The sequence below is a fragment of the Vaginella massiliensis genome, assembly GCF_900089075.1.
GTDB classification, from domain to species: Bacteria; Bacteroidota; Bacteroidia; order Flavobacteriales; family Weeksellaceae; genus Weeksella; species Weeksella massiliensis_A.
This window is the reverse complement of sequence record NZ_LT593745.1, coordinates 82,644-95,400: the sequence shown is the minus strand read 5'-3', so window position 1 is coordinate 95,400 and position 12,757 is coordinate 82,644. Positions and strand designations below refer to the sequence as shown.

At 40.0% G+C, this 12,757-nt stretch carries 12 protein-coding genes; 10 read left to right on the top strand and 2 right to left on the bottom strand.

From position 1 onward, the window contains the following. Nucleotides 1-21 precede the first annotated feature (21 nt). Together guaA and BN8061_RS00415 are read left to right on the top strand one after the other, a co-directional pair. On the top strand, nucleotides 22-1,554 hold the full coding sequence (gene guaA / locus BN8061_RS00420; protein WP_068595236.1) for a glutamine-hydrolyzing GMP synthase: 1,533 nt from the start codon (nucleotides 22-24) through the stop codon (nucleotides 1,552-1,554). A gap of 126 nt (nucleotides 1,555-1,680) precedes the next feature. Then, the gene (locus BN8061_RS00415) at nucleotides 1,681-2,349 is read left to right on the top strand and encodes an SIR2 family NAD-dependent protein deacylase (RefSeq protein WP_068595234.1); all 669 of its coding nucleotides are present in this window, start codon (nucleotides 1,681-1,683) and stop codon (nucleotides 2,347-2,349) included. 46 nt (nucleotides 2,350-2,395) lie between these two features. Here BN8061_RS00415 and BN8061_RS00410 read toward each other — a convergent pair whose 3' ends face one another. Next, complete coding sequence (locus BN8061_RS00410; protein WP_068595232.1) at nucleotides 2,396-3,769, bottom strand: hypothetical protein; 1,374 nt, start codon at nucleotides 3,767-3,769, stop codon at nucleotides 2,396-2,398. 113 nt (nucleotides 3,770-3,882) lie between these two features. Between BN8061_RS00410 and BN8061_RS00405 the strand changes: the two genes are divergently transcribed. From BN8061_RS00405 to priA, 4 genes are all read left to right on the top strand, one after another. Next, a complete protein-coding gene (locus BN8061_RS00405) occupies nucleotides 3,883-4,137 on the top strand; it encodes a type B 50S ribosomal protein L31 (protein ID WP_068595231.1) in 255 nt (84 codons plus the stop codon). Between the two features lie 126 nt (nucleotides 4,138-4,263). Continuing rightward, entirely contained in the window at nucleotides 4,264-5,433 is a 1,170-nt protein-coding gene (locus BN8061_RS00400; RefSeq protein WP_068595230.1) for a proline dehydrogenase family protein, read from the top strand. Nucleotides 5,434-5,488: 55 nt separating this feature from the next. Further along, complete coding sequence (locus BN8061_RS00395) at nucleotides 5,489-5,887, top strand: hypothetical protein (protein ID WP_068595228.1); 399 nt, start codon at nucleotides 5,489-5,491, stop codon at nucleotides 5,885-5,887. 42 nt (nucleotides 5,888-5,929) lie between these two features. Next, the gene (gene priA / locus BN8061_RS00390; RefSeq protein WP_068595226.1) at nucleotides 5,930-8,386 is read left to right on the top strand and encodes a replication restart helicase PriA; all 2,457 of its coding nucleotides are present in this window, start codon (nucleotides 5,930-5,932) and stop codon (nucleotides 8,384-8,386) included. 120 nt (nucleotides 8,387-8,506) lie between these two features. Here the strand turns inward: priA and BN8061_RS00385 are convergent, their stop codons facing one another. Continuing rightward, nucleotides 8,507-9,382 (bottom strand): ChaN family lipoprotein, encoded by an 876-nt coding sequence (locus BN8061_RS00385; protein ID WP_068595224.1) that lies wholly within the window; start codon nucleotides 9,380-9,382, stop codon nucleotides 8,507-8,509. 70 nt (nucleotides 9,383-9,452) lie between these two features. On the opposite strand from BN8061_RS00385, the gene BN8061_RS00380 reads away from it, so the two are divergent. From BN8061_RS00380 to BN8061_RS00365, 4 genes are read left to right on the top strand one after another with little or no spacing between them, the layout of a single operon-like run. After that, nucleotides 9,453-10,352: an ABC transporter ATP-binding protein gene (locus BN8061_RS00380; protein WP_068595222.1), complete on the top strand. Its 900-nt coding sequence runs from the start codon at nucleotides 9,453-9,455 to the stop codon at nucleotides 10,350-10,352. Next, nucleotides 10,349-11,176, top strand: a complete 828-nt coding sequence (locus BN8061_RS00375; protein WP_068595220.1) for an ABC transporter permease subunit — start codon at nucleotides 10,349-10,351, stop codon at nucleotides 11,174-11,176. The genes BN8061_RS00380 and BN8061_RS00375 overlap by 4 nt, the downstream gene beginning before the upstream one ends. 29 nt (nucleotides 11,177-11,205) lie before the next feature. Then, a complete protein-coding gene (locus tag BN8061_RS00370; RefSeq protein ID WP_094745807.1) occupies nucleotides 11,206-12,228 on the top strand; it encodes a DHH family phosphoesterase in 1,023 nt (340 codons plus the stop codon). Further along, nucleotides 12,228-12,755 (top strand): FKBP-type peptidyl-prolyl cis-trans isomerase, encoded by a 528-nt coding sequence (locus BN8061_RS00365; protein ID WP_068595218.1) that lies wholly within the window; start codon nucleotides 12,228-12,230, stop codon nucleotides 12,753-12,755. Before BN8061_RS00370 ends, BN8061_RS00365 begins: the two co-directional genes overlap by 1 nt. The last annotated feature ends 2 nt before the right edge of the window (nucleotides 12,756-12,757 follow it).

The following is a 12,757-nucleotide window of genomic DNA, read 5'->3' as shown; positions in this document are numbered from 1 at the left end:
ATTTTGCGCAAACAAACAAACATGACGCAAGGAATTATCATCTTAGATTTTGGTTCACAATACAATCAATTAATTGCACGCCGAATTAGAGAATTCGGAGTTTATGCCGAAATCCTCCCATATTTTACCTCATTAGAAGAAATAAAAAAACACAATCCAAAAGGAATTATTTTATCTGGCGGACCTTCTTCTGTTTTTGGAGAAGAAGCGGCTTTGGTAGAAAAAGAATTGTTCGAAATGGGCGTTCCGGTTTTAGGAATTTGTTACGGAATGCAATTGATTTCGCATTTATTGGGCGGAAAAGTAAAAAAAGGAAGCAAAGGCGAATACGGAAAATCAGAACTTACGGTTTTGGCAGAAAACAGTCTATTTGAAGATGTTCCAGCGCAATCAACCGTATGGATGAGTCATTTCGACGAGGTGGTGAAAGCGCCAAATGGCTTTACAGTCTCAGGAAAGTCGAATATTGATATCGCAGCACTTGCAAACGAAGATCGTAAAATGTACGCAGTTCAGTTCCACCCAGAAGTGACGCATTCGGAATACGGATCCAAAATGCTCGAAAACTTTGTTTTTAAAATTTGTAAAGCAGAGAAAAACTGGATTATAAAAGATTTTATCGCAACCGAAATCCAACGCATCCGAGAAGTTGTAGGCGATAAAAAGGTAATTTTAGGTCTTTCGGGAGGTGTCGATTCTTCTGTTGCAGCGGTTTTAATTCATCGCGCAATTGGCGACCAGTTGACCTGTATTTTTGTTGACACCGGATTATTACGAAAAGACGAAGGCAAAAAAGTAATGGAAAATTACGGAAAGCACTTCAATATGAATATTAAGATGGTTGACGCTTCGGAACGTTTTCTCAGCAATTTAAAAGGAATCGACGAACCAGAAGCAAAACGCAAATCAATCGGACATGATTTTATTGCCGTTTTCGATGAAGAATCGAAAAAATTCGACGATGCTTCGTTCTTAGCACAAGGAACTATTTATCCCGATGTGATCGAATCGCAATCGGTAAAAGGTCCTTCGGCAACCATAAAATCGCATCACAATGTGGGCGGATTACCAGAAGATATGAAATTGGAATTGTTGGAACCTTTACGCGAATTGTTTAAAGACGAAGTGCGTAAAGTAGGAGTAGAGCTAGGAATTCCGCGCGAATTGGTTTATCGTCATCCATTCCCAGGTCCAGGATTAGGAATCCGAGTTTTAGGTGAAGTCGACGCTGAGAAAGTACGCATCTTGCAAGAAGCCGACGATATTTTTATTCAAGAATTGTATAAGCACAATTTATACGACGAAGTTTCGCAAGCTTTTGTGGTTTTGTTACCTGTAAAATCGGTAGGCGTAATGGGCGACGAGCGCACCTATGAATATACGGCGGTTATACGCTCGGCAAACACCATCGATTTTATGACCGCAACTTGGTCTAAACTTCCTTATGAATTTTTAGAAATAGTTTCGAACAGAATTATCAACGAAGTACGAGGAATCAATCGCGTAGCGTACGACATCAGTTCAAAACCACCAGCAACAATCGAATGGGAATAAATCTCACTGGCTGTCTCAAAAGTAATTTATGATCATTTGACATTTTGACGATCTGAGGTTTTCGTAGCATATTGGTATTGAAATTGCCTTTATAACACAACAACTCACCAGAAAGAATTTATCAAAATGAAAAAAATAGTGGTTTTAACAGGAGCTGGAGTCAGCGCAGAGAGTGGTATCTCGACTTTTCGTGATGCGAATGGTTTGTGGGAAAATCACGACATCATGGAAGTGGCTTCAATCGAGGGATGGCAGCGAAACAAAGCCTTGGTTTTGGAATTTTACAACCAGAGAAGAAAGCAATTGAATCAAGTAGAACCCAATGCTGCACATCGTTTTTTGGCAGCCTTAGAAAAGAAATATCAAGTAAGCGTTATAACACAAAATGTAGATGATTTGCACGAACGGGCTGGTTCTACCCACGTCATTCATTTACATGGCGAATTGCGGAAAGCGTGTAGCGAAAATGATAAAGACCTAGTGGTGGATTGGTATGATGATATCAATATTGGCGATTTAGCTTCCGACGGAGCACAGTTGCGCCCTTTCATTGTATGGTTTGGCGAAATGGTTCCTAAGATGGAAGAGGCTATTGAAGCTACTTTGCAGGCCGATATCTTTATCGTAATCGGGACATCGTTGCAAGTTTATCCTGCTGCATCGTTGATCGATTTTGTACCCGATCATAAACCCGTTTATGTCATCGATCCGCAAGCTGCGAGTATGAATCTCCCGAAAAATTTTACAGTAATTCCGGCGCAGGCTACCACTGGAGTATTCGAGTTGGATTTATAATTTTTTATAAAAAAAGAGGCAGCCTTCTGAGACGGCCTCTTTTGATTTATTGTATAGCACCCAAATGGGGGTTTGATGTTCTGGTATAACCAAAAATGTCGGTTGGGAACAGGGCAGCAAAACTTATTTTACCTTTGCCCCAAGCGGCCGACTCTTCGTCTAATCGCAAATTATTTGCTGTGTATTTTGGGTCTAAAAATTTCGGCTCACCTACAATGCTTCCGACAAAACCTGTAGCAGTCGTCACATCCAGAGTCGATTGATCTGTATTTTTGAAAAGATTAGTATCGAAAAGATAATTGAAACTCGACCCAGCATTATGATACAAGGCGATGGCATTAGCAGAACGATCGCTATAGAAAATGTTGTTGCCAAAAATTGCCTGTACCAGCGCATTGCTCGAGGTGTCTTCTTCGTTGCTGTTGCTCAAATACAACGCATAAGCAGGTCCTGCAGTGCCAATCATGTTGAAATAGTTGGCAAATGTAGAATGGTAAAAGGCATATTTACCGCCATCCAGAATTGCCAATGCTGCCAAGTTTGCGTTGTTCAAAATGAGGTTGTGCCCATTGATTTCGGCATCTCTTGCCAAAATTCCGTACGATTGATGGTTGACGATATAAGAATTGCTGAGGTCTAATTTTGCTTTGTTTACCTCTAATCCAGTATCACCACCGATGATTTTAGCATAATTGATTGTGGAAATACTATTCGGTCTCAGTTCTATTTTATTCCATTGATTGGGCAGGGAATCGTATCGGCTATCATGGCGAGCCGAACGGAATTTCACAAAATGGTCTACGCTTCCTTCTACCGTAAAATTGGCATTTTCTCCGATTGTAAGACTTGCGTCTTTTTCAAAATAAACTTTCGTACCCGACGAAATATTCAGACTATTGGTTACCGTCACCTTACCTTGTATTACCTTGGCTGTATTTTGATCCCAGTTGGCAGTTGCTAAGGTCTGATCCTTCAAGAAATCTGCTTTTTCTACCCAAGACAACAATTTTACACGTTTAGAATCGGTAGCGGTTTCGAAAATCAAATCGTCTTCGTATAGCGGATTCGTATTTGCATCTTTGGCGTGTATCTCTACAAATACAAATAGGCTGTCTTTGCCTCTAATGGCGATGTTTTCGAAAGATTTTCCAGCTCTCCCATCAACATTCAATTCGTAATAGGAATCGCTTCCACGGTTGAGGTAAATTTTCGGAATTAGTTTATTGTCCTTATCTGCGTTGTAAACTTTTAGAACATAGGTTTCCGATTTTCGATGGTTGAAAACCGTGTCTACATTGACAGTGTCGCGATTGAAACTGAGTCCAGTAGTGATGGTTTCGTAATCAAAATCTTCTCGGCACGACTGAAAAGTCATTGCCGAAAACAATAGAGTAAGATATAAAGGAGTTTTGAATCTCATGGTCGTAAATTTGTCTAAACAAATATAAAGAAATATTTATATTTTTATTGTTTTGTATAGATTTATTATTATCTTTGCACTCCGTTTAAATAGTATAAGAAATCATAATTGTTATGAAAAAAGATATCCATCCAGAGAATTATCGTTTAGTGGCATTCAAAGATATGTCGAACGAAGAGGTATTTATCACAAAATCTTGTGCAGATACAAAAGATACAATCGAGATCGATGGGGTTGAGTATCCATTAGTGAAAATGGAGATTTCATCTACTTCGCATCCATTTTATACCGGTAAACAAAAATTAGTGGATACCGCAGGTCGAATCGACAAGTTTAGAAATAAATACGCTAAAAAAGCTAAAAATTAATAGAAAATAGAAGTCATCTTTACTTCAAAATTAATTTCTATTGTTATTATAAATTAACCTATGAGTGTTTGCTTATAGGTTTTTTTTATGTTTAAATTTGCAGATTATAATCATAATAGTTTAATGATGTCATTGTTCGACAATACCGAGTTCGCATTTCAAGCAAAATCGAATCAAGATTTAAAAAAAGCACATTTTCTTTTCAAAATGATCGGCAATCCTTTTCTCACAAAGTTGGGCGGGACTGTCTTTGGCAAACTTCCATTCATTGTAAATTTACCTTTGGTAAAACCGCTTATCAAAAATACCATTTATGCCCAATTTGTAGGCGGTGAAACTACATCAGAAGCCGTGAAAGTTGCCAATGATTTGTACAAGTTCGGGGTGAGTTCTATCCTCGATTATTCGGTCGAAGGGCAGACAGAAGAAGAAGATTTCGATCATGTACGCGATGTGATGTTGGAGCTGGTTGATTTGGCCAAAAACAATCCTTCTATTCCCTTTGTTGTTTTCAAACCTACTGCTTTGGGAAGAATAGAACTTTGGGAAAAAATTGGTAATAAAGCAAGCTTGTCAAAAGCCGAACAACAATCTTGGGAAAATACCAAACAACGCTTCAAAAGCATTTGTGCCAAAGGATATGAAGCAGATGTCAACATCATGGTCGATGCCGAAGAAACCTGGATGCAAGATGCAGCCGACGAGCTCACAGACGAGATGATGATGAAGTACAATACCAAACGCCCGTTGATTTGGAATACACTTCAGATGTATCGCCACGATCGCTTGGATTACCTGAAAAAGATGTTTGCAAAAGCTGAAAAACAAAACTATTTCTTGGGCTATAAAATTGTACGCGGTGCTTATATGGAAAAAGAACGCGCTTTGGCAGAAGAAAAATCGTATCCGTCGCCAATACAGCCAAACAAAGATGCATCCGATCGTGATTACAATGCCGCAATCGAGTTTATTACCAAGCATCATCAACGTTTCGGTCTATTTGCTGGGACGCATAACGAGCACAGTTGCGAATTGTTGATTCAGCAAATGAAAAAAAATCAAATCGATGCCCATAATCCTAATTTTTGGTTTGGTCAACTCTATGGCATGAGTGATAATATCTCTTTCAATTTGGCTCATTTAGGATACAATATTGCCAAATATTTACCATACGGTCCCATAAAAGAAGTCATGCCTTATTTGTTGCGTCGAGCGCAAGAAAACACCTCGGTTGCAGGGCAAACTGGTCGCGAACTTGGACTTATAGAAAAAGAAATCAAACGTAGAAAAGTCTAATATTTAATTCAAAAACATCCGTTTTTTAGCGGATGTTTTTTGTACCTTCACGCTTATGAAAGCTATTCCAAAACTTCTTATCGTAAGCATCGTTTTCTATCTGGTGTCATTGCTTTGCCCATTCACTATCGACGACTTCGAATTTTATGGTTTCAACGCATTGCTTTTGGGATGGGTAGTATTTCCAAGCCTCGATTTCTTCTGTTGGTTAGCCAATTTTACACTGCTTGCTTCTTGGATTTTAATCAACAAATCGTACCAAAAATATTGGGTTTGGACAACCGTTATATTAATGGCAACTTACGGAATCGATTATATTTTCAGGCTCAATTTTTTTGAGACAAGAAGCTACGATGAAAAAATCTTGGCGTATTGGTTCTGGTTACTTTCTGGCGTTGTATTGCTTTTCAGAAACGCCAAAACAGGCATCCAATCATCCAAATCCATCGATTAATGAATTCAAAAAAGCTTATTTTTGAATCGAATTAATTTTACGATGAAACATCAGCATTTTGCAGAAATCATATTACCTTTAGCCTTAGATGGCACTTTTACCTATCATTTAACAGCTGAAGATTTGCGCAAGATCAAAATCGGGCAACGGGTTTCTGTGCCTTTTGGTACGCAAAAGTTGTATACCGGCATCGTGCATTCTATTCATCAACATCGTCCCGAATTGTACAAAACCAAAGGCATTCATTCTTTTTTGGATGATGAGCCGCTGGTGACGCAAAAGCAAATCGAGCTTTGGGAATGGATGGCAAAATACTATATATGTCCGCTCGGCGATGTTTTCCGAAATGCGTTTCCGTCTGCCCTCAAGCTCGAGAGTGCAACTTATGTGCGCCTGATCGATGCAAATTTCGACCATTTAGAAGAACTCAGCGAAAGCGAATATTTGGTTTTTAGGGCATTACAGAACAAGTCAATTCTTTCGGTAGACGAAGTGGCGCAGGTAGCGGAAGCTAAATCGACAATCGGAATTTTAAAATCTTTGTGGGAAAAAGGAATAATTCGGTTGGATGAAAAACTGTACGAAAAGTACACGCCGAAAATCGAAAATTATGTTCGAATTCACCCTCAACTCAAAAACAACGATTCTGCCTTCATCCAAGCGTTAGATGGTTTGAAAAACGCCCCCAAGCAACGCGAAACAATTTTGAAGCTCATCACTTTAGAAACTCAATTTCAAAAACCCATCAAAGTTTCAGAGTTGGTAAAACAAGGGAGCACCAATGCGGTAATCAAATCACTGAGCGAAAAACAAATCGTAGAAATTTACCAATTGCAAACCTCAAGAGTAGAAGAGACGCAAGCAGCACGCAATGCGATTGCAGAACTCACCTTAGCCCAGCGTCAAGCTTTGTCGCAGATCAATGCATCCTTTCAGCAAGAAGAGGTTTGCCTTTTGCACGGCGTCACCTCAAGCGGAAAGACAGAAATTTATCTCCATCTTATCGACGAGGCGATTCGCAAAGGACACAAAGTGTTGTATCTTTTGCCCGAGATTAGTATCACTACGCAAATTGTTCATCGCATCAGAAAACATTATGGCGAGCGGGTAGGTGTTTTTCATGCTAAATTCAATCAAAACGAAAAAGTAGAATTATGGCAAAAGACTTTGCGTGGCGATTACGACATCATCATTGGAGCACGTTCGGCAATCTTTCTACCTTTCGACAATTTGGGATTGGTCGTTGTCGACGAAGAACACGAGTCAACCTACAAACAAAGCGATGTAAAACCGTATTTCAACGGACGAGATATGGCGATTGTATTGGCGAAAATGTTCGATGCAAAAGTCATTTTAGGTTCGGCAACCCCAGCTTTAGAAAGCTATTATCATGCTCGCAGTGGGCGATACGGATACGTTGAATTGACCGAGCGCTTTGGTCGCGTTCCGCTACCAGCAATCAACCTTGTCGATTTGCGCAAAGCCATTAAAGAAAAAGAAATTACCAACGATATTTCGCACGTATTGCGCGATGCCATACAAGAAGAACTGAGCCGTAAAAAACAAGTCATCATTTTCCAAAATCGCAGAGGATATGCACCCGTTGTCGAATGCGAAAGCTGTGGTCATACCCCCGAATGCCCCAATTGCGATGTAAGCCTTACCTATTACAAATTACAACACCTGCTCAAGTGCAACTATTGCGGTCACGCACAGAGCAAGCCCCTTCGTTGTCCAGCCTGTGGGAGCAATTCGTTGGTTACCAAAGGTATTGGAACCGAGCAAATTCAAAATCAGCTCGAAGAACTCTTCCCCGATGCCAAGATAAAACGCATGGATGTCGACGCCATGCGAGGAAAATTCGCCTACGAAAAACTCATCGAAGAGTTCGAACAAAAAGAAGTTGACATTTTAGTCGGAACGCAAATGATGACCAAAGGGCTCGACTTTGGCGAGGTAACCTTGGTCGGTGTGATTCGTGCCGATTCATTGCTGAATTTCCCCGATTTCCGAGCACACGAAAAAGCCTTTCAATTGCTCACGCAAGTCGCTGGGCGAGCGGGCAGAAGAGAAGAACGCGGCAAGGTGTTGATTCAGAGTTTTCAACCCGATCATCAAGTCTTGCAGAACGTCACCACGTACAACTATCATCAGACCATGAAAGATATTTTGTACGAGCGGCAAGCCTTTCATTATCCGCCTTTTGTGCGGGTGATACAATTCCGTTTCAAACACAAAAATCCAGACCGTGTACAGAAGACGGCAGAGCAATTCATCAACTTGTTGCGCCCACATTTTGCCAATCATTTGTTGTTGGGACCAGAAGCTCCGGCAATTGCACGCATCAACAATTTGTACCTCATGCAAGCCATGCTCAAAATTCAACCCAATCAATCCTTAACCAAAGTAAAAGCATTGATTCTGCAACAGTTAGAAAAACTGCATACCGTTGCAGCCTACCGTTCGGTACGATTAGAAATCGATGTTGACCCACAGTAGAAAGTCTTTTTGGGCGTGCCCTTCGGTCGGGCTTTCCGGCCTCGCTTTGCCTTTCGCTACGCTTCAGACAAGAGCTCAAACAAGCCTTCAATCCCTCACGCAAACTTGCTCGATAGTCGATCAATGAGATTTGGGAGAATCGCTGGGTATCACCAACAAAATTTCGGTTGGCGTATATTGCTGTTGATCTTCAAATTCCGGAAGAAGCTTGTTGTTTGCTATAACAGAAATTACAGCGACTTTCAATTTCGGCTCGAAACGCTTCAGGTAATGAAAAATACCTCCGTAATTTTTAGAATGATAATCACCATTGTAGTGAAGGATGAGTTCGTCATTTTTGCGATGTTGTAAAATGCTTTCTGCCATGGTTGCGTCTTTCAATGCTTGGGCGTAAACAAAGTTTTGGGCGTTCATGGTAGAATGATCTTTCATCATGTCGATCATTTCGGGGTATCCTGGTGTTTTTTCGTCCACGACCAAAGGCAATGTAGCCATCCATTTTTTTTCGTTTTTTGGCAATTGATCCAAGGTTGCTAAACCATTTTTTGCTACCAAAGCGGCATATCTTCTGGGTACGTTGCTTGCAATTACGCGCAGGTTTCTTTCTTTCGCAAAAAGAATCAGCGGTTTGTAGTCGGTCTTGTAATTAGACCAAAACCTTACAGAATCTGTGAATGTTTTTTCGCTTATTTCTCCGTTGAGAAAATGTTCTATTTCGGCCTGGTTGTCGCGTTCGAACATCTCGAAGCCCAAGACCAATTTTTTTTCCGATTTTTTGTGAAGCTCTTCTGCGAGTTTCAGTTGTAACCAATGGATAATGGCGTCGTTGTGGTGTTCGCCAAAGAGTACAATATCATATTTCGCCAAAATTTTAGCGGCATGATGAAAATTTATCGCTAGCTTTTTTTGGTTGTAAAACTGATAGTTTTTCAGTTCTTGAGCCCAAGAAAAATTGCCAATTAAAAGTAAAATAACTAAAAAAATAATCCGATACATGATTGTAAATTTTCTGGCTGAATGTAAGAAATTTTTCTTAATATAGACTAATCGAAAAGACAGAATTACAATGGAAAAAGTTTTAGAAATCAACGAACTTTCGAAACGTTTTGGTTCGCTGCAAGCTGTTGACAACGTTACTTTTTCGGTAGAGAAAGGTAATGTTTACGGACTTCTCGGTCCAAACGGAAGCGGGAAATCGACAACCTTAGGGATGATTTTGGGAATTATCAATCCCACAAGCGGAAGTTGGAAATGGTTCGGACAAGATGCCTCTCACGAGGTGATGAAAAAAATTGGCGCCATCATCGAAAGCCCGAAATTCTACCCGTATTTATCGGCTAAAAAGAATTTAGAAATTGTAGCCGAGATCAAAGGAGTTCCTTATCAAAATATAGAAGAAAAATTGGAATTGGTGGGCTTGGCTGATCGTAAAGAAGATAAATTTCAAACCTATTCTCTCGGGATGAAACAGCGATTGGCAATAGCTTCGGCATTGCTCAATAACCCCGAAGTTTTGATTTTAGACGAGCCTACCAACGGTTTAGACCCGCAGGGAATCATCCAGATACGAGAAATAATCAAGAAAATTGCAGCTTTGGGAACAACCATTATTCTGGCAAGTCATTTGTTGGATGAGGTCGAAAAAGTATGCTCGCATGTGGTGGTGCTCAACAAGGGTAAAATACTGTATGCTGGCTCGGTAGAAGAGATGCATCCAAGTTTCGGAATCTTAGAATTAGGTGCAGCTGATCTCGAGGCTTTGGTGAGAGAGTTGAAACAGATGCCTTATTTTTCGAAAGTAGAAAAAGTTACAAATTTCGTAGTGGTGAGGTTGAATACTGCACTCACGGGTGAGCAGCTCAACAAACAACTTTTCGACCGCGGAATTGTTCTCAATCATTTGGTGCAAAAACGCGAAAGCTTAGAAACTCAATTTTTCCAATTAATCCAAAACTACAACGCATGATTCGACTATTTTTAATCGAGTGGAAAAAAACTTTTTACAATCGAGGAACTCGCATTTTTCTGATTTTATATTTTCTAATGATTGTTGCGATGGGCTTTATTTTGCCAAATTTTCACCCGAATATCAACGGGATAGCGGTCGATTTTATCAAAATGAAAGCGTTAGAATATCCAGTAATCTGGCACAATATTGCTTGGCTTATGGGGTTTGGTAAGTTTTTTCTTGCCGTGATTCTCATCAACAACATCAGCAATGAATACAGTTTTGGAACCGTTAAACAGAACCTTATCGATGGTTTTTCTAAAGGCGAATTTTTTCTTTCGAAATTGTTGTTGGCGTTTTTACTTTCGCTTTTTTCAACCTTTATTTTGATCGGAATTGTGGTGATTTTGGGCAGCTTATATAGCGAGAATCAGCATGCTTTCGGTGGTTTTGTCTTTGCGTTTGGGTTGTTGATAGAGGTGTTTGGTTATTTGGTGATGGCGATGTTTTTGACTTTCCTTTTGCGCAAAAGCACTTTTGCAATTCTATTACTGGTGGTGTTGAGTTTTGGCGAGACCATGGTGAAAGGAATCGAGTATTTAGTTCGGTATAGTGCACTTGAAAACGCACCAGAACAGCTGAAATTATGGTCAACTTATCTGCCATTCGAGGTCAATTGTTCGGTTGTAGATTATCCGTCGGTAGACATCGGGAAATTCTTGATGACGGGCGAATTTTTCATCCCAAAACCATTCGACTGGGCAATCTGTAGCGTAGCAATCGTTTATTGTATCTTGTTTATTGCACTTAGCTATTGGTTGTTCAAGAAAAGAGATGTATAAATCAAGTCTATTTCGTTATATTTGCACCTATGCAAATGACAAATTTCGAAGGTTTAAAAAATCTTTTGGCATCGCCCAAAAAGATTGCCATTCTACCGCATAAGAATCCAGATGGTGACGCCATTGGCGCTACTCTTGCGATGAGTTTGTATCTGAAAAAACTCAACCATAGTTGTAATGTGGTAGCTCCCAACGAGTTCCCCAAATTCCTGAAGTGGTTGCCCGAAGCAAAAAACATTGTCATAGCAGATTATCAGCCCAAACGAGCAGAAGCCATCATTCATCAAGCCGATTTGATTTTTATTTTAGATTTCAATACGTTAAGTCGTATAGATGATTTGGGCAATTGGGTAAAAGCATCGCATGCGCCCAAAGTGTTGATCGATCACCATCAAGCACCAGATCTGTTCGATTTTATGTATTCCGATACTTCGATGCCAGCAACTTGCCAAATGGTGTACAATTTTATCGAAGCAATGGGCGATTTGTCTAAAATTGATAAAGACATAGCAAGCTGTATTTATACAGGCATCATGACCGATACTGGCGGATTTCGTTTCAGGAATACCTCCTCGTCAACACATCGTATTGTGGCAAATCTGATCGATGCTGGGGTAGAAGTAGACAAGGTTTCGTCCTACGTCAATGATTCCAGCTCGCCTTCGCGACTCAAATTATTGGCTGTAACCTTAGACCAATTGACTTTCTTGCCAGATTATCGTACTGCATTCATGTACCTCACTCGCGAGCAAATGAAAGAAAATGGTTTTCAGAAAGGCGATACCGAAGGCTTTGTAAATTACGGGCTGAGCATTGATAATTACGTCTTTTCGGTCATTTTTATAGAAGATACGCATCATAATTTTATTAAAATATCGCTTCGTTCCAAAGGAAATTTCGATGTCAACGAATTTGCGCGTAAACATTTCAACGGAGGAGGGCATATGAATGCCGCTGGTGGACGATCTGATTTGCCTATCGAAGAAACGCTACATTATTTCGAAAGTTTGTTGCCATTATACCAAGAACAACTAAAAAATATTGAATTATAATGAAAAAAATAAGTTTGCTTTTGGTGGCTATTTTTTGCTTGTTTAGCTGTGGCGACAAGGTAGTTCAGCGTCCTGTAACTTATCACAACGATGATTTTTTAAAACGGTCGCAACAACGTGGCAAGCAGCTTTTAGCAGAAGAAAATCAATGGTTCGAAGCCTATCGAAAAACGTCTAAACTCACCTTTCAACCAACCGATATGGGGTTTTGGATTTCCAACGAAGGCAAAGCGAACGATGCCATGGCCAAAACAGGTGATTTTGTAGCATTCGAATATCAAATCAAAAACCTAGACGATTCTATCATTTATAGTTTTGAAGAAAATGGAGTGCAAAAAATTGTGTTGGGAAGAGTAGATTTACCCCGCGGTTTGCATGCCGCTTTGCAATTGATCGATCAGCAGGAGGAAGCGACCGTGTTGTTGCCTTCGTTTTTAGCATATGGAGGATTTGGAGATCAGAAAAAAATTGAGGCAGACATGCCCATCATTATGGAAATAAAAATTCACGAAATTCGAAAAAAATAACA

Coding starts and splice junctions, on each gene's coding strand:
- BN8061_RS00365 (WP_068595218.1), top strand. CDS start 12,228: ATGAAAAAAATAAGTTTGCTTTTGGTGGCTATTTTTTGCTTGTTTAGC.
- BN8061_RS00405 (WP_068595231.1), top strand. CDS start 3,883: ATGAAAAAAGATATCCATCCAGAGAATTATCGTTTAGTGGCATTCAAA.
- BN8061_RS00375 (WP_068595220.1), top strand. CDS start 10,349: ATGATTCGACTATTTTTAATCGAGTGGAAAAAAACTTTTTACAATCGA.
- BN8061_RS00395 (WP_068595228.1), top strand. CDS start 5,489: ATGAAAGCTATTCCAAAACTTCTTATCGTAAGCATCGTTTTCTATCTG.
- BN8061_RS00370 (WP_094745807.1), top strand. CDS start 11,206: ATGCAAATGACAAATTTCGAAGGTTTAAAAAATCTTTTGGCATCGCCC.
- guaA (WP_068595236.1), top strand. CDS start 22: ATGACGCAAGGAATTATCATCTTAGATTTTGGTTCACAATACAATCAA.
- BN8061_RS00410 (WP_068595232.1), bottom strand. CDS start 3,769: ATGAGATTCAAAACTCCTTTATATCTTACTCTATTGTTTTCGGCAATG.
- BN8061_RS00400 (WP_068595230.1), top strand. CDS start 4,264: ATGTCATTGTTCGACAATACCGAGTTCGCATTTCAAGCAAAATCGAAT.
- BN8061_RS00415 (WP_068595234.1), top strand. CDS start 1,681: ATGAAAAAAATAGTGGTTTTAACAGGAGCTGGAGTCAGCGCAGAGAGT.
- BN8061_RS00385 (WP_068595224.1), bottom strand. CDS start 9,382: ATGTATCGGATTATTTTTTTAGTTATTTTACTTTTAATTGGCAATTTT.
- BN8061_RS00380 (WP_068595222.1), top strand. CDS start 9,453: ATGGAAAAAGTTTTAGAAATCAACGAACTTTCGAAACGTTTTGGTTCG.
- priA (WP_068595226.1), top strand. CDS start 5,930: ATGAAACATCAGCATTTTGCAGAAATCATATTACCTTTAGCCTTAGAT.